Here is a 16438-nt window from a genome sequence, read left to right as displayed (position 1 = left end):
CGCACACAAAAGCAAAAGCATCACACCACTTTTAACGGCCCGAACGGCGAATCAACATGCCCGGCTTATAAATAATAATCGAACGCCCCTGGCTCATAATCCAACCACGGTTCGCAAAATCCATTAACGCCTTATTCACCGTTTCTCGCGAAGCGCCAACCAGCTGAGCAAGCTCCTCCTGAGTTAAATCGTGTTGTACGCGAAGGCCGGCAGTTATTGGCTCACCAAAGCGGGAAGCTAAATTAAGTAACGTTTTTGCAAGACGAGCAGGCACGTCCATAAATACAAGGTCGGAAATGCGCTCGTTATTAGCCCTCATGCGAGCCGCCATAACTTGCAGCATATTTACAGCCACGTGAGGATGCTTATTAAGCCACTTAAACAGCACATCGTTTTCCAACCACAACACTCGCGTGTGACTAGTAATAGCAATAGCCGAAGCCGTACGCGGGCCGCCGGTCGGATCAAAAACCGGGATTTCACCCAGCATTTCGCCCGCGGTATGAATACTTAATAATTGCACGCGCTTATCGTTCGAATGACGCACAAGCTTCACACGACCACGTTCCAGCAAGTACATGCGACGGTCAGTATCACCCTCGTTAAAAATTGCCTCACCCTTGTCGAACATCGACTCTTGCAAATGCTCGAGCAGCTCTTGCATCTGAGCGCTAGGAACCTGCTTAAAAAGCGCGGTACGATGTAACGGAAAATCCTCGTTGGTGCCGTTACTTTCAATAACTCCCATTACTCGCCCCCACTTACGCACTACTTATTACGCACTACTTACGCAACTAACGCAACTAACGCAACTCGCAATTCGCAACTAACGCAAAGCGCGCACCTTTGCGCATCACTTTTCACTATGCTACCACGTATCTGTACAACGCACTACTTTCTGAGCCTTCACTACTTGTCAATTCCCATAACGTGCAAGCACCACGCATTTTCATACGCAAGCTCTCGCCACTGACGATACCGTCCGGAGGTACCTCCGTGACCACCATCCGTTTCGATACGAGCCACAGCGTCCACCCCCGCATACTGCAGTTGTGCCAACCATTTCAACGGTTCCGTAACCAACACGCGCGTATCCTGCAAAGAAGACGTAATAAAAATCTTCGGGAAATACTCTAACGCTGCACACCCCTCAACATTCAACCGATCCGGCACATTTTCGTAAGGAGTATAAGACTTCATATAATCGTAATCTTCAACGCTATGCAAAGGATTACCCCACTCATCCCACTCCGTCACCGTAAGCGGCAGCGAAGCGTCGAGCATAGACGTCAACGCGTCAACAAAAGGCACATCCGCCTCAATGCCGGCATAACATTCAGGCGCCATATTTGCCACAGCACCCATAAGAAGACCGCCAGCCGAACCACCGTTGGCACCAGTGTGCTCAGCAGACGCATAACCGGCACGCTGCAACGCGCGCGTGGCATCAACAAAATCCTCGAAAGTGTGCTTCTTATGGCCGCGCCTACCCTGCTCATACCATGCGCGACCCATTTCGCCACCGCCGCGCACATGTACCTGCGCATACAGCACGCCGCGATCCAACAAACTCAAACGACCTACCGAAAAAGCAGGATCGGAACTCACTTCATACGCTCCGTAAGCCGTAATAAACATGGCGTTTGGTTGCGACTGCGATTCTGCTTGAGCGTTTGGCTGCGCGTTTGGTTGCGCAACTGCATCCGGCCTCCACACCAACGACACCGGCACGCGTTCACCGTCGCGAGCGCTAATCCAAATGCGCTTTTCCGCATACTTACGCTCATCAAACTCGCCAAGTATAGTTCCGCGCTTCAAAAGTCGATCTTCACCAGTCGTAGGATCGAGTTCGCGAAGTTGGCCAAGCGTAGCATAACTTCCAAAAGCGTACCGCATACGAGGAGCTTCGTAGGAAGGGTTGCCGGTCATAGCAGTACTAAAAAGTCGATTATGGTTGATTTCGTCGGGAGTGATGTCCGCAAGACTTACACGCGCGCGTGCCGGCGCAGAAACAGACGCAGACGCAGATTCAGGAACAGACGCAGGCTTTTCGATACGCAACATATCTACATGCGCAACGTCGTGCTGCACAACTTCTTCCGGACGCACTTGACGAAAACGCCACGGACGCCCGGCAAGAAAATCTTGAGCAGCCATATCCTTACTCATTACAGCTATGCGAGGCAAGCCTTGCGCACGATACGAAAGTGCTACGTAATGCTCATAAATTGACAAACCGCTAATACTTAATCCCACCTCATTCTGCAAAATCTCAGGATTTTGCGGATTACTATACGGTTGGGTAATAGGCTTACTACTTGCCTCCAGCTCTACTGCATCTCCCTCAGCGCAACCGTAAGGAGAACCGGCAGCAACACACACGCCACTTCCCAAAACGTACGGCTGCGGCGCGTCAACATTCCACACGCGATCGCGCATATCAATAATGTCAATTTCAAAGTTAGGATTCTTAGCATTATGGCTCACTACAGCCACCGGAATATCCTCACCTTGGGTGCCGGCATGCTCAAAGCAAGCGAAAGAAATATCGTATTCCACTCCTTCTTTCGGCTCAATAACCATGCGGAATTGCCCTTCCGGAGTGCTCAACGGAAGCATTAGCACGCGCGACGTGGTTTTAGAACTGCTATTAATCATCATGTAGCGTTCGTCAAAACTTTCGTACACGTCTACAAAAAAGCGTTCGTCTGATTCTTCAAAAACCATTACGTCTGAATCAACCGATGTACCTACGCGATGCCTCCACACTTGATAAGGCCTCCACGCGTCGTCCAAACGCACATAAAATACCCATTGGCCGTCCGGAGTTAGCGATGCGGAGGCAAGATCATGCCACGATTCTTCGCGCTCGACCCAGCGGGAGGAAGTGCGAGAAACGCTTTGGGAAGCATCTTGAGAAACGCTTTTGGAATCGCTTTGGGAATCGTCTTGAGAAGCATCTTGGGAAGCATCTTGAGAAACGCTTTGGTAATCGCGAATATAGTAACTTAACCGTTCGTCGCCCTGAGTATCCACACCGTATAACATGCGAGCGCCGTCACGACTAATATCCATGCCGCCTATATGCAAAAAGTTCGCGCCCAAACGTTCAGCTTCCGCATTCGCGTCAAACAGTATTTCCTCACCCAAAGTCTCCCCCGGCTTGGCAGTGCTGTCGATAGTCGGCGGATTCCAGTCCGCATCGTCAATAACGCGCATACGACACTGCACGGGATACTGTTTTCCTTCTTCAGTGCGCACGTAGTACCAGTAGCCGTTCATGCGCATCGGCACCGACATATCCGTTTCCTGAACGCGCGACTTAAGTTCGTTAAACAATGTAGAACGTAATGATTCCAACGGTTTCATGCGCTGAGTAGTGTAGGCGTTCTGAGATTGCACATAATCGCGAAGCTGCGAACTGTCGCGATTCTTCATCCAAGCGTAGTGGTCAACATACGTGCGTCCGTGAACTACGCGAGTAAAAGGTATGCGCTCTGCCAACAGTGGAGTATTATTTTCGACACCAACTTTAGAATTGCTAACTTTAGAATTGTCAAGTTTCGTATTCATACGCTTTCGTCACTCCCCACTATATTCGCGCAAACAACCGCACCTACTTATCTGCACGACGTTACTTATCTGTACACCGCTACTTACTACTGTTACTACCAAAGGTACACAATTCGCAAGGCTGATTTCGCAACTCTTGTTTCGCAAGTCTTTCTTCACAAAGCTTGCTTTACAAAGGGAAGCATCACCTTTGCCAAATCCTCACCATTAGGAGCCGCAAAGAAAGGCACCCCTTGCAACGTGCCAACAGCACCCTTCGCCTCAACAACACGCACACTATCGTCAGACTGATCAAAATCAAGCTGCTCAATAGCAGACTCCGGGACCTTACTCACGCTACCCCTGTCAAACACGTACGAACGACAAGAAGCACTCAAAGCCACCGCAAAATCACGAGACAACTTCTTACGAAAATCATCAACCGTAGCATTCTCACGAAGCTGACGAATACCAACCGCCAACACGCGACCAGGATGCCGACGAATAATATCCGCATACGTACTCGGATCCTTCTGACCATCGTCACCGAGCAGCACAAAACGCATATCTGGAAAATCATCCATCAACTGCGTAGCAAACTCCAACTTGTGCTGAGGACCGTTAGGAATAAACGTTTTCGGACGCGGATCTAAATCCCGCAGCAACAACGGACCCTCAGGAAACTTCTCACGCACAATAAAATGACGAATCGAAGCCTCAACATTCCACGGAGAAGTAGAAAGATAGAAAAACGGAATATCGTTACGAACCCTAGCCAAACCGTTAAAAAACGCTGCCATACCAGGCACAGGCGAACGGTGCGCAGGATTCATAATCAGCAAATTATAGGCGGCACGAATCGGAGAAGGCGCTTGCGTCACCATAATAGTGTCGTCAACATCCGAAATAACGCCAATCGGCACATGCGCATCAATAGCGAATAAACTCGCCTTCACCGGTTCACGATGTTCAACCGCATACGAAACCACGTGACGGCCAGGAGATAGTGCGCGCTCCGTAATCAAATCCAAGTAGCCAGCACGGTCAGAAATACAATATTCCGCACTACCATCCCTTGACTCTTCAACGCGGTCATACACTTCAGAATCGCCAACTTGCGCGGTTTCAACTGGAATACCGTCAATCGACAAAGCAACCTTAACGCGCACAGAAGGCACCACTAGCATGGCGTAAATTCCACGCTTCAAAGCGGAATGATGCCCAAGAGGAGGCGCATAAACCGTGCGGCAAATAAGACGAGCATACCGATGCGTTCCATAACCAATATACGGTTCCACACTTGGAAACCAGCCGGCACGACGGGCAACACGACCCGCAACACGCATCCACACGCCCACAACCGACGTAACCATACGCCTGCCCATGCGAATAAACATTGGCTTATTATCAATTCGCTCATCCTGAGAAGGCGCGTCAAAAAGCGTTTCCGTTACATGAACCGGTATGGGCGTACTACTCACACGACGAGAAGACGTAGCGTTGCCGGGAATTGTAGATCCGGAAACAGCAGGACCGGCATTCGTGACGCCGGATGCAGACGCAGTGACGTCACGAGAAGATGCAGTACGCTTAGGCAAATTGCCAACGTTCGCGCTCATTGCTGGCGCACCGGACCATCCGGAGTAACGCCCGTAACCTGCACAATCGTGCCGCGCGGACAATTGTCATACACCCACTGAGCATCCTGCTCGTACATGTTAATGCAGCCGTGCGAACCGAAATGCGCCGGATCGCCAGTAGCAATACCGTTATAATTCCAAGCAGCCGTGTGGAAACTTTCGCCACCATTGTAGTAGCTCACCCAATGCACGCCAGGCAGATAATAGCGGGTACCGTTAGCATTCGGACCGCGCATATCCTGCGTTGAGTAGCGCAAGTAGATGAAGAACGTGCCGTTAGTTGAATCGTACATTCCCTTCCTACCGGAGCAAATTGGGAAAGTCTTAACTAATTCGTCATTCTTATAAACGGAAGCAGTTTGCGTAGTTTTATCAACCACAATACGCATCTCAACTAGCTTCTGTTTCGTAGCAAATTTCGTAACTTTGCCAGGAACAGCAATATTCGCATCCTCACCTTTAGTAAGTGCTTCACAAGCCTTCTTCGCCAAGTCGCGCGAATACGTTATTTCGATACCATTAACGCCCTTAAGCGTAGTAAAAAGCACCTTACCATCTTTGTTAACGGCATCTTCCTGATCTTCTTTTTCTTTATTAAGTTCCTTAGGAAGCGACTTAGAAAGCCAAGCGTCCGCAGCCTTCAAATCAATCTTATAAGAAAGCTTGCGTCGCGAAATATCAGCCTTAACTTTAATCCAAGAAGCAAGCACCTTCTTAGGAACAACAAAATTATCGCCATTACCGTTATTAAAACTAATTTTCTTCGCTAACAAAACGTTAAGATCCGAAACAAGCTTTTGTGCGGCCTCAAGCTTAATAGGAGCATCAGTACGACGAGAAGTCACCGAAACTTTTACGGTTTGACCAGGGTGAGCAAGTAACTTTTTCACTGCTTCGCGTACAGGCATCGTTTCAACAGTGCGCCCTGGAACACCATCTTCCACAGTGAAAGAGTCAGAAGACTCGTCAAACACGGCAGAATACGGCACCGCACGATCGTGCAAACGAACAAACTTCTTAACAACAAACGCGTCCATAGCAGCATCATCACGCGACGCGTGCAACGCAACCGTCTGCTGAACCCACGGCATAATACGCGTAAACATATTATCTTTTTTCGCGTCCATAATCGCACTAACCGTAGCAGCGCGATCAACCTTCACACCGAGATGCTGCAAATCAGTAGTAATGCTGTTACCTCGATCATCCTTAATAACCAAAGAAGAAGTATTAACCGCCTGCTCAACCGCACGACTTACTTCATCCTCCGGAGAACCAACGAGACTACGCGACGAAGCAACATTGCCAAAATTAACGCCCGGAGCCACACGATCGTGGAAATACCAGTGCGTACCAAAGAAAGCAGCGATAAGAAGAATAACAAAAATAAGCAGAGAGTAGAACAAAGCGAAAGCAGAACGGTTAGCGCGATGCTTCGTGGACGCACCTGCACCCGCACCCGCACTGTCTTTATGCTGATCAGCACGCGGCTCAACCGTCTTGAACGTCGTGGTAGCCACGGAATCGGCGGCAGAATGAGAAGACTGGCTGGAACCATTACCTAAACCTGCAGCTGCACCAAAAGTCGAACCAAACGTGGAAGTAAGCGAATCGTCAGTAAGATCGTACTGACTATCATCATCCGAAACCTCGCCCAAGTTATCAGCAAGACTTTGCTCTTCATCAGCAGAGGCGTCACTACTATAATTTACCGGCTGATTACTTGAAACCTGCTCAAAAGCAACGGTATCATCACTCGCATCGTTCGAAACGCGAGAAGGGTCATTGTTGTAAGAACCGGCATTATCAGAGTTATACTGCAAATCCGCCATATTTTTACCCCCGCTTAACCAATGTATGCACAATGCACATTTGCACAGTTTAGCACTAACGACGCACGAAACTCAGCCGCGTTGCACCTGAGAAAGCAACGTTACCAATGCTTCCGCAACCTCATACGGATGCTCAGTAGCACTAAAATGGCCACAATCTTCAATAATCGTAAAATCAACATGCTTTGAAGCAGTCATTGCATCAGCCATCGGTCGCATAACCTCAGGCGCACTAGACGGATCCAAAGTGCCGCTAATAATCGCTGCCGGAGCAGTAATCAAAGGCAACTGATCTTCCATATCCGGACGGCAAGCAGCCATACGCTGACGCCAAGCCAAACCTTCAGGCTTCTGGTCATGAATCCAATCTTCAAAAGTATGAATGAACTCAGGCGACTGCTTAACCGTAGAATCCTTTTCGGTGGCGTGAGCAAAATGCATAACCGGCTCAACCGTGTGGTCACGCTCGCAAATTTCAGCAATATCAAGACGCTTGGCACGAGCTGCAGGCGCATCAACGCAAGCACGAGTATCGCACAACGCAATGCCGGCAACAGCTTTAGGAATAAGGCGCTGCACGTCTAAAGCAACGTAACCGCCCATAGAAAGACCAACCCACACGGCGCGATCGTAACCTAAATCGCTAACAAGCTTGATATAAGAAGCAGTAAGAGCGTCCAAAGCGTGGGCGTAATCAGCCTCGTTAAATTCGGCGCTTTCGGCGCTTTCGGCTTTTGGAGTCTCGCTCAAGCCGGCACCAACCATATCCGGAGCAAAAATAGGAACATCATGCTTGAGTAAGCCGGACTCAAGAGCGGCATCAATCTGCGAGTTCAAAGCGCTAGCGCAAGCGTCCCACATGCGGTGATCTACTGGGAAACCGTGGATTAAAACGATTGGAGTGACGTCGCTGGAAGTGGCGGAGTCGGCGGCGCAATCTACATCGCGATAAACCGTATTATGCAACTGAAAAAGCGAGCAATCCTTAAAAGAACCGCAATTATTAGCTAAATTGCTTGAATTATTTGAATTATTTGAATTAATAGAACCTTCACTCATAGATAACAATAATAGTCTTAGCCATATAACAGAAATGTTCGGAAATGCGCGCAGCAAAAATGTGTAAAAAAAAAATGTGTAAAAAAAAATGTGTAAAAACAGTAAATATTGTTAATATGCTCGCAAAAACCATATACTACGGAAAATAATGTGCAAGAATAGGGTGTATGCCAACTATGCCTATTCAAGCAACCATCGCACTCATGGTGATCGTATTCGCACTCGTACTTGCGCCATTTGTCATCATGATTGTTACGCGCGCCTTGAAACGGCATCACCTAGCGGAAAAACTCGCCAAACGACACGGCGACGCAGTACACTACGCCTTCATACTCAACCCTTCAAAACCACAAGCTGAAACGTATCGCGAATATATTACAAACTACTGCAATCAGCGAAAATTCACGTACGAAATAATCGACACGCAACTCGACAAAGACGGACGCGCGTGCGCACTCGAAGCGTTATCCAACGGAGCAAACGTAGTGGTAGCAGTCGGCGGAGACGGAACCGTAAGAACCGTGGCCAGCGCCGTAAGCGGACAAGGCCACGCCATGGGAATCATACCAATCGGAACCGGAAACCTTTTCGCACGCAACATGGGCATACCTGTAAACGATGTAGAAGCAGCGTTGAGAGTGGCAACTTCGCACGGATCCCGGCAGGTAGACGTCGGACGCGTCACCATACTCGACAGACCAAACGAAGACCACGGCCACGCGTTCCTAATCATCTCCGGAATTGGATTTGACGCGCTCATGATTGACGACACCAACCCACGTCTCAAAAAGAACCTAAGCTGGCTAGCGTATTTCATAGCGGGCGTAAAGCACCTATTCATTCCAAAGTATCGCGCAACCGTAACCATACAACGCATAAACGGCAACGAAAGCGTGCTCAAAGGACTTACCTTCCGAACCCTTATGGCAGGAAATTGCGGGCAAATACCAATGTTTTCGCTCATGCCGGAAGCCGCCTACGACGATGGCGTACTCGACTTTGAAATAATTGACACTTCCGTCGGTCTTATCGGCTGGGCAAACCTATTCCGCGGAGTAGTGCACCAAACCCTCACCGGACGCGCGCTACAGCAAGAAACGCTGTCTGCAGGCTCCAGAATCGACCAAACGCAAGGATTCTGGGCGGAAGTGCGCTTAGAAAAACCAGCACCCGTGCAAGTTGACGGAGATATTTTGGGTTACACAAAACATTTGCGATTCAGCGTTGACAAGCAAGCTTTGTGCGTGCGCGTGCCAGCGAGCGCAAAAACCAGCGTTGCTGTGGGTGAGTAAGTAATATCTGTGAAGCGAGTGTTGTGGAACATTTGCGGGAGTTTTTTCTCCGGCATTTGTTGCTGTTTTGGCCGTTTTATGGAACATTTGCGGGAGTTTTTTCTCCGGCATTTGTTGCTGTTTTGGCCGTTTTTTGGAACATTTGCCGGAGTTTTTTCTCCGGCATTTGTTGCTGCGCGTGCCAGCGAGCGCAAAAACCAGCGTTGCTGTGGGTGAATAATATAAAATACAAGCGCCGTGGCAGAATAAAAAATTATGGTAGTAAAAAATGCGGGAATGCCCGCCACCCCAGAAGATCTAGTCGACGTCGACGCTTTGATCGGCGCTTACTATGATGAAGTTCCAAATTCCAACATTCCAGAACAGCGCGTGATTTTCGGCACGTCCGGACACCGCGGTTCCTCTTTGAAAACCTCCTTCAACGAGGCACACATTGTGGCAATTACGCAAGCAATTGCCGAATATCGCAAGAAAGCTGGCGTAACCGGCCCACTTTATATCGGTCGCGACACACACGCACTTTCCGAACCTGCACAAAAAACCGCAATCGAGGTTTTGGTTGCTAACGGCGTTCACGTTCGCGTGGATTCTCGCGACGACTTCGTACCAACTCCTGTTGTATCCCAGGCTATTTTGACGCACAACCGCGCAGCCGACGGCACTCAGCGCTTTAGCGGCGACGGCTTGGCTGACGGCATCGTCGTCACCCCTTCGCACAATCCTCCAACCGACGGCGGTTTTAAGTACGATCCTGTAACCGGCGGCCCAGCCCCTGCAGACGTAACTAACGCAATCGCAGCTCGCGCAAACGAATTACTCGACAACTACAAGTCAATTAAGCGCGTGCCTTTCGAGGAAGCAATCAAGTCTGACTTAGTAGAAGGCTTCGATTACCGCGAACACTACGTAAGCGACTTGGCAAACGTAATCGACTTCGACGTAATCCGCTCCAGCGGCGTGCGCTTGGGTATTGACCCACTCGGCGGCGCAAGCGTAAACTACTGGCCACTTATGAACGAAAAATACGGCCTCAGCATCGACGTGGTGCGTCCAGAAGTCGACCCAACTTGGCGATTCATGACAATCGACCACGATGGCAAGATTCGCATGGATCCAAGCTCCCCTTACGCAATGAAGGGCTTGGTTGACCAGCTTAACGCCGGCGCTTGGGATAAGTACGATTTGGTTGGCGGCACCGATCCAGATGCCGATCGCCACGGAATTGTGTGCCCGAATTGGGGCGTTATGAACCCGAACCACTACATTGCAGTGTGCGTGGAGTACTTGTTCGGCGGCGCTCGCCCAGATTGGCCAAAGAATACGGCAATCGGCAAGACGCTTGTGTCTTCCTCCTTGATTGACCGCGTGGCCGCTTCTATTAACGCTAAGCTCGTGGAAGTGCCTGTTGGCTTCAAGTGGTTCGTTGACCCGCTCTTTAGCGGCGAAGTTGCTTTCGGCGGCGAGGAAAGCTCCGGCATGAGCTTCTTGCGCAAGGACGGACGCGTGTGGACCACCGATAAGGATGGCTTGATTCCAGACTTGCTCGCGGCGGAAATTACCGCAAAGACTGGCAAGAACCCGGCTCAGCTTCACCAGGATCAGGTGGCTCGCTTTGGCGAAAGCTGGTACAAGCGCGTCGATACCCCTACCACGCTTGAGCAGAAGCAGAAGTTCGCAGCTTTGAGCGGCGACGACGTGGAAGCAACCAAGCTTGCAGGCGAAGATATTACCGCAAAGCTCACCGAGGCTCCTGGAAACGGCGCTAAGATTGGCGGCTTGAAGGTGACGACCAAGAACAACTGGTTCGCCGCTCGCCCATCCGGCACCGAAAACATTTACAAGGTTTACGCTGAGTCCTTCGTGTCTCCGGAAGCGCTTGATAAGGTGCTTGAGGAAGCCACTGCTGTAGTCGACAAGGCTTTGGCATAACGTAAATCTTTCGTAAGAATCTTAATAATAAATAATCTTACGTAAGTAAAAACTAATTGCGCTGGTTGCAATCTGCAGCCGGCGCTTTTTTATAGGTTGATTGCCAATAGCGGTTGGTTACCAGTAGCAGCTGATTGCAAGTACGGCTGACTGCCAGTAACGAAAGAAATTTTGTTTTAAGATACGATAAAATTTGTGTAGCACGCAATTTGAAAGGTTTTTGCTATGATTGTTGTTTCTACCGACGGTTCCGCACTTGGCAATCCGAACGGCTCGATGGGCTGGGCTTGGGCGGATCACAGCGACAAAGTAGGCACAGTTAGCGAACACCATCACACCGGCAACGCAGACGCGGGCGGAGCAACCAACGGCACAAATCAAATCGGCGAATTATGCGCGGTACTCGAAGCCCTGCGCGCGCACCCAGGAAGCGAGCCTCTCACCATCGAAACTGACTCCCAATACGCAATTAACTGCGCGACTACGTGGATTCACGGCTGGAAAAAGAACGGTTGGAAAAATTCCAAAAAAGAGCCGGTAAAAAATGCTGACTTAATTCGCGCAATCGACCGTGAAATTACCGAGCGTGAAGGTGCGGTAAAATTCGTGTGGGTTAAGGGACACGCCGGAAACGCCGGGAATGAGAAAGTCGATACTTTAGCGCGCACGTATGCTGAAGATTGCCGAAGTGGTACAAAAGATGGTTACTTACCTTTGGAAGGATGGAAGTCGCTTCTCGCTTCGGAATATGCGGAAGGTACGGACGTGCCAAGTGACGCAAAAATGCTTCTGGAAAACGAAATTTCTCGTGAAGAATACCATATTGGACGAGCTGTAGGAAAAGATACCAACCCTGATTTTTCTGGGCAAAATAAGGAAAATAAGGAAAATTCACAGGACGATATTCAGAACGAAACGCGCGAGGAAGTTGGCAGCAGCACAGCTAGCAGCGACACAACTAACGACAGTACAACTAACGGCAGTACAGTACGTGAAACAACGCGTGAAACAGATCGCGAAACAACGGACGAATTGACGCGCGCAACAAACGCAACAACACGCGAAGTCAAATATAAAGCAGTACCAGGTCTTAGCGTTAGCGGCGTGCTGCAATTCACCCCTGCCCCAAGAACAAGCCCAACCTTTACGGGCGAGCCTCGCTTTATTTCCGGCAGCATTAACGTAAGCGGATACGTCGAACCCGACGGCACCTTGCACTTATCCCCAACCGCCTTCTACATAAATCAAGCAAACAAATAAATCATAAAAAATCTGCATGCAGACTAATATGGAAATGTATGAAAAATGAGGCACGCACAAAAGCGCAACAGCATAAAGCGCAAAAGCCTCTCCCGCAAATAGCGATGGAAGTTCATCGACGAACTCGGGAACAACAAAAACAAGAAAGCAGGAATAATGGATAAAGCACAACAAGACGCGCTTAAAAAGGCAGCAGGCATTGAGGCCGCAAAGATTGTGAAAAATGGCATGATGGTTGGTCTCGGCACCGGCTCTACCGTGCGCTTTTTGGTGGACGAGCTTGGTCGCAGAGTTAAGGAAGAAGGCTTGAGCTTTACGGGCGTCACCACTTCTCGACGCACGCAAGAGCAGGCTGAAGGCTACGGCATTAAGATTCTCGACATTAACGAAGTGGATCACATTGACGTCACAATCGACGGCTCTGACGAAGTAGATAAGAACTTCAATGGTATTAAGGGCGGCGGCGCAGCTTTGCTTTGGGAAAAAATTGTGGCTATTAATTCCGACCGCATTGTGTGGATTGTGGACGCAAGCAAGGTAGTTGACACGATTGGTAAGTTCCCGCTTCCTGTTGAGGTGATTCCGTTTGGTTCCGCTCAGGTGATTCGTAAGTTCGAAAAGCGTGGTTACAAGCCAGTTTTGCGTCTTGATGCGGACGGCAAGGAAGTGCGCACTGACGAGAACAACTTCGTGGTTGATTTGCATCTTGAGCGCATTGAGCATCCGCAGGAGTTGGCTAAGGATTTGATTGAGACTGTTGGCGTTGTGGAGCACGGCTTGTTCTTGAATATGGTTGACACCGTAATCGTTGGCGATCCGAACGGTCCACGCACGCTTACGAACCCAAATAAGTAACGAAACTAATCGCAACTAAGCGATTGCAAGTAGAGTCAGTATTTTGCTGGCTCTACTTTTTTATTACTGCGAGTTTTCGTTTGCCGTGGCGCGAGTATCTGAAAATCGCCAAACAGAGACACTCATGCAGAGCGCAATCTGCACGCGGGTCTGAAGAACAGGATTAAGAGACCCTAACGCAGAACAACGACTGCACGAGTGTCCCAAAACAGGCAAAATGAGACCCTAACGCAGCGCGATAACTGCACGCGGGTCTGAAGAACAGGATTAAGAGACCCTAACGCAGAACAACGACTGCACGAGTGTCCCAAAACAAGCCGCGAAATAAATAAATAGAGATAAAAAAAGCGCCGGAAACCCGACGCTTTCAAAAGTCTTACGTGCCTAAACGTTCAGACACGCATCAACGCATAGCAAAGCAGCAGAAGCTACTACTTACGCTGGTGACGAGTCTTACGCAGCAGTTTGCGGTGCTTCTTCTTGCTCATCCGCTTGCGGCGCTTCTTGATGACAGAACCCATCTGAAGCCTCCATTCATATCTAAAGTGTGCAACTTGCCTAATGTTACACCGTTTTGACGACTTTGGGGAGTGACCTCACCGATACCACTATTTTTACAGCAATTTACATAGGGAAACTATGATAGAAGCGCTCAACCGCTTGCTTAGCACCAGTAACCTCAAAAACGGCGGTATCATTCTGCCACAAAGCACTCGCCTGAGTCTTATCATTCTCATCAGTACGCAGCACATAGCTTCCAACCGTTTTGCCCGCAACCTGAATCTTTCCGCTAGCAACGTCAGCACCCTTCAAACCATCGATAAGCAACTCGTACTGCTTATTTGCAGAATCGCGACTAGACCATTGCGCAACCGTTACCGACACCTCACCATCTGCTTGACCAGTCGAATACTTTACTGTGTACTCTTCCAGCGGAGTAGATTCGTTCCATGCGGCACTAGGAACAGCATCAATACGCGCAAAATCGAGCACACTATCCGGCATCGCTTTCAGCAAAGCAGTCGATGTTGTTGGCAGCGGCTTTGCTTGAATAGACGGCGTTTTTGGCATAGTTACAGTGTTTTTAGTAGCAGTACTGTTGTGATTTAACGCCCAACCTGGCCACACAAAAGCAGAAAGCAAAGCAAGCACCACCACTACCGTCGCGCTAGCGAGCACGACCAGCAGCTTACTGTGCGTAGTCCCGTTCGCGCTAGCACCTTTTGTTGACGCATTATTTGCACCGTTCATATTTGACGCATTCGTATTCAGCATACTTGCATTATGTCACAGAACGATGACGCTGAGCGAAGCTGTTGCGTAAATGAAACAATTGTCTTAGAAGACATATAGCGTCGAGATATGGCTGGTAAATCCACTCTCAATTATTTGTGCTCCGAATGCGGCTGGAGCGGCTCCAAATGGTACGGACGTTGCCCGGAGTGCGGCGAATGGGGCACTGTTAACGAGTTTCACGAAGCTAAATTAAGCGGATTGTCACGTACGACTCGCGCTTCACGAAAGTCCGCAATTGCGGGCGTCACCAACGCTGCGTATCGTACCAACGCTGCGGGCGTCACCAACGCTGCCAACTCCACCAACGCTGCGTATCGTACCAACGCTGCGTATCGTACCAACGCTGCGTATCGTAACAACGCCGTAAACTCCTCCACCGCACGCAACTTAGCAATTCCAGCGCAACCAATCACCGCAATCCAAGCCGACGACACCTCCCGTATACGCACCGGTTTCAGCGAATTTGATCGCGTGCTCGGCGGCGGAATCGTCCCCGGTTCAGTGACGCTTATTGCCGGCGAGCCAGGAATTGGCAAATCAACTCTTTTACTAGAAACCGCAGCAAACGTAGCCAAAAGCGCCAAGCAGTCACAAAATCCGCCCGTTCTATACATTTCCGGAGAAGAGTCTGCTGCTCAAGTTAAGTTGCGAGCGAGCCGAATCAACGCAGTAAACGACCACCTGCTGTTGGCAGCCACGGGAGATCTCGACACCGTGCTGGATCTTATTGAACAGTATCAGCCAACGCTTGCGATTGTCGATTCAGCGCAGACGATTGTGGCCCGCGATGTTGACGGTATTACTGGCGGTTCCACGCAGGTTCGCGAAGTGGCGAGCGCTTTGATTGATGTCGCTAAATCAAATACTATTCCCGTACTTTTGGTTGGCCATGTTACGAAAGATGGTTCGATTGCCGGCCCTCGTACGCTTGAACATTTAGTAGATAGTGTGTGCCAGTTTGAAGGCGATTCGCAGACGGCTTTGCGTATGCTTCGCGCTGTAAAGAATCGTTTTGGCCCAACTGATGAAGTTGGCTGTTTTGATATGAGCGGCGAAGGAATTGAGGAAGTGCCGGATCCTTCCGGACTCTTTTTATCTTCCCAAAGCGACGCTCACGAAGAAGGTAGTTGCGTAACGTTTACGCTTGAAGGTCACCGCAGCTTGCCGATTGAAATACAGGCGCTTGTTACGCAATCGGCTCTACCTACTCCTCGACGCGCAGTTTCAGGAGTTGACTCCAATCGTATCGCCATGCTTACCGCAGTATTGTACAGGCACGGCGGTTTGAATCTTTTGTCTCAAGACTTGTACGTTGCTACCATTGCGGGCGCCCAAGCAAAAGAGCCTTCTTGTGATTTGGCTATCGTGGCAGCGTTAGCGAGCGCAGCGAAAAACAAGGCGATTGCGCCTTTTACTTGTGCTGTTGGTGAAATCAGTTTAACCGGCCAAGTGCGCCCTGCCGCTCGCATGGAACCGCGTTTGCGCGAGGCTGCGAGAATAGGATACAAGCGCGCCGTTGTGTGCAAAATGCGTAAGAAGCTGAATATTCCGGGAATTGAGATTATTGAGGTGAGTACAGTTCGCGAAGCGTTGAAAGAGTTGGGATTGTGACTCAGTCACCTCAATTCAACACTTCGCGAATGTGACATTACTTTAATTTGTTCTTAACTTGCGTTTAGATTGCGCTAACTTGCGTTTAAGTTGCGCTTAGATTGCGTTTAAT

12 protein-coding genes are annotated in these 16438 nt (G+C 49.6%); 5 read left to right on the top strand and 7 right to left on the bottom strand.

Annotated features, from left to right (window positions below; genetic code table 11):
• Positions 1-31: 31 nt before the first annotated feature.
• The 5 genes from HXT56_RS00180 to HXT56_RS00160 form a co-directional block, all read right to left on the bottom strand.
• The gene (locus HXT56_RS00180) at positions 32-748 is read right to left on the bottom strand and encodes a Crp/Fnr family transcriptional regulator (RefSeq protein WP_250310194.1); all 717 of its coding nucleotides are present in this window, start codon (positions 746-748) and stop codon (positions 32-34) included.
• Between the two features lie 161 nt (positions 749-909).
• Positions 910-3573: a S9 family peptidase gene (locus tag HXT56_RS00175; RefSeq protein ID WP_421778119.1), complete on the bottom strand. Its 2664-nt coding sequence runs from the start codon at positions 3571-3573 to the stop codon at positions 910-912.
• A 155-nt stretch (positions 3574-3728) separates the two neighbouring features.
• Positions 3729-5171, bottom strand: coding sequence for an App1 family protein (locus HXT56_RS00170; RefSeq protein WP_421778118.1), 1443 nt, complete (start codon positions 5169-5171; stop codon positions 3729-3731).
• Complete coding sequence (locus HXT56_RS00165; RefSeq protein ID WP_421778117.1) at positions 5168-7024, bottom strand: L,D-transpeptidase; 1857 nt, start codon at positions 7022-7024, stop codon at positions 5168-5170. The genes HXT56_RS00170 and HXT56_RS00165 overlap by 4 nt, the downstream gene beginning before the upstream one ends.
• A gap of 72 nt (positions 7025-7096) precedes the next feature.
• On the bottom strand, positions 7097-8083 hold the full coding sequence (locus HXT56_RS00160) for an alpha/beta fold hydrolase (protein ID WP_116712274.1): 987 nt from the start codon (positions 8081-8083) through the stop codon (positions 7097-7099).
• Positions 8084-8250: 167 nt separating this feature from the next.
• On the opposite strand from HXT56_RS00160, the gene HXT56_RS00155 reads away from it, so the two are divergent.
• The 4 genes from HXT56_RS00155 to rpiA all read left to right on the top strand — a co-directional run bounded on the left by HXT56_RS00155 (position 8251) and on the right by rpiA (position 13419).
• Positions 8251-9375: a diacylglycerol/lipid kinase family protein gene (locus tag HXT56_RS00155; protein WP_421778116.1), complete on the top strand. Its 1125-nt coding sequence runs from the start codon at positions 8251-8253 to the stop codon at positions 9373-9375.
• Positions 9376-9630: 255 nt separating this feature from the next.
• Positions 9631-11304 carry a phosphoglucomutase (alpha-D-glucose-1,6-bisphosphate-dependent) gene (gene pgm, locus HXT56_RS00150; protein WP_116712272.1) on the top strand — a complete coding sequence of 558 codons (1674 nt, stop codon included), beginning with the start codon at positions 9631-9633 and terminating at the stop codon, positions 11302-11304.
• 225 nt (positions 11305-11529) lie between these two features.
• Positions 11530-12564 carry a ribonuclease H family protein gene (locus HXT56_RS00145; RefSeq protein ID WP_421778115.1) on the top strand — a complete coding sequence of 345 codons (1035 nt, stop codon included), beginning with the start codon at positions 11530-11532 and terminating at the stop codon, positions 12562-12564.
• Positions 12565-12720: 156 nt separating this feature from the next.
• On the top strand, positions 12721-13419 hold the full coding sequence (rpiA, locus tag HXT56_RS00140) for a ribose-5-phosphate isomerase RpiA (protein WP_116712271.1): 699 nt from the start codon (positions 12721-12723) through the stop codon (positions 13417-13419).
• Positions 13420-13850: 431 nt separating this feature from the next.
• Here rpiA and HXT56_RS00135 read toward each other — a convergent pair whose 3' ends face one another.
• Both HXT56_RS00135 and HXT56_RS00130 read right to left on the bottom strand, forming a co-directional pair.
• Positions 13851-13940: a 30S ribosomal protein bS22 gene (locus HXT56_RS00135; protein ID WP_004268639.1), complete on the bottom strand. Its 90-nt coding sequence runs from the start codon at positions 13938-13940 to the stop codon at positions 13851-13853.
• 103 nt (positions 13941-14043) lie between these two features.
• On the bottom strand, positions 14044-14670 hold the full coding sequence (locus tag HXT56_RS00130; RefSeq protein ID WP_165846069.1) for a hypothetical protein: 627 nt from the start codon (positions 14668-14670) through the stop codon (positions 14044-14046).
• Positions 14671-14781: 111 nt separating this feature from the next.
• Here HXT56_RS00130 and radA point away from each other — a divergent pair, with 111 nt between their 5' ends.
• Positions 14782-16326: a DNA repair protein RadA gene (radA, locus tag HXT56_RS00125; RefSeq protein WP_421778114.1), complete on the top strand. Its 1545-nt coding sequence runs from the start codon at positions 14782-14784 to the stop codon at positions 16324-16326.
• Positions 16327-16438 lie beyond the last annotated feature (112 nt).

The sequence above is a fragment of the Gardnerella nova genome (assembly GCF_049244055.1).
Classification (GTDB): domain Bacteria; phylum Actinomycetota; class Actinomycetes; order Actinomycetales; family Bifidobacteriaceae; genus Bifidobacterium; species Bifidobacterium vaginale_H.
This window is presented reverse-complemented; position numbering and strand designations above follow the sequence as displayed.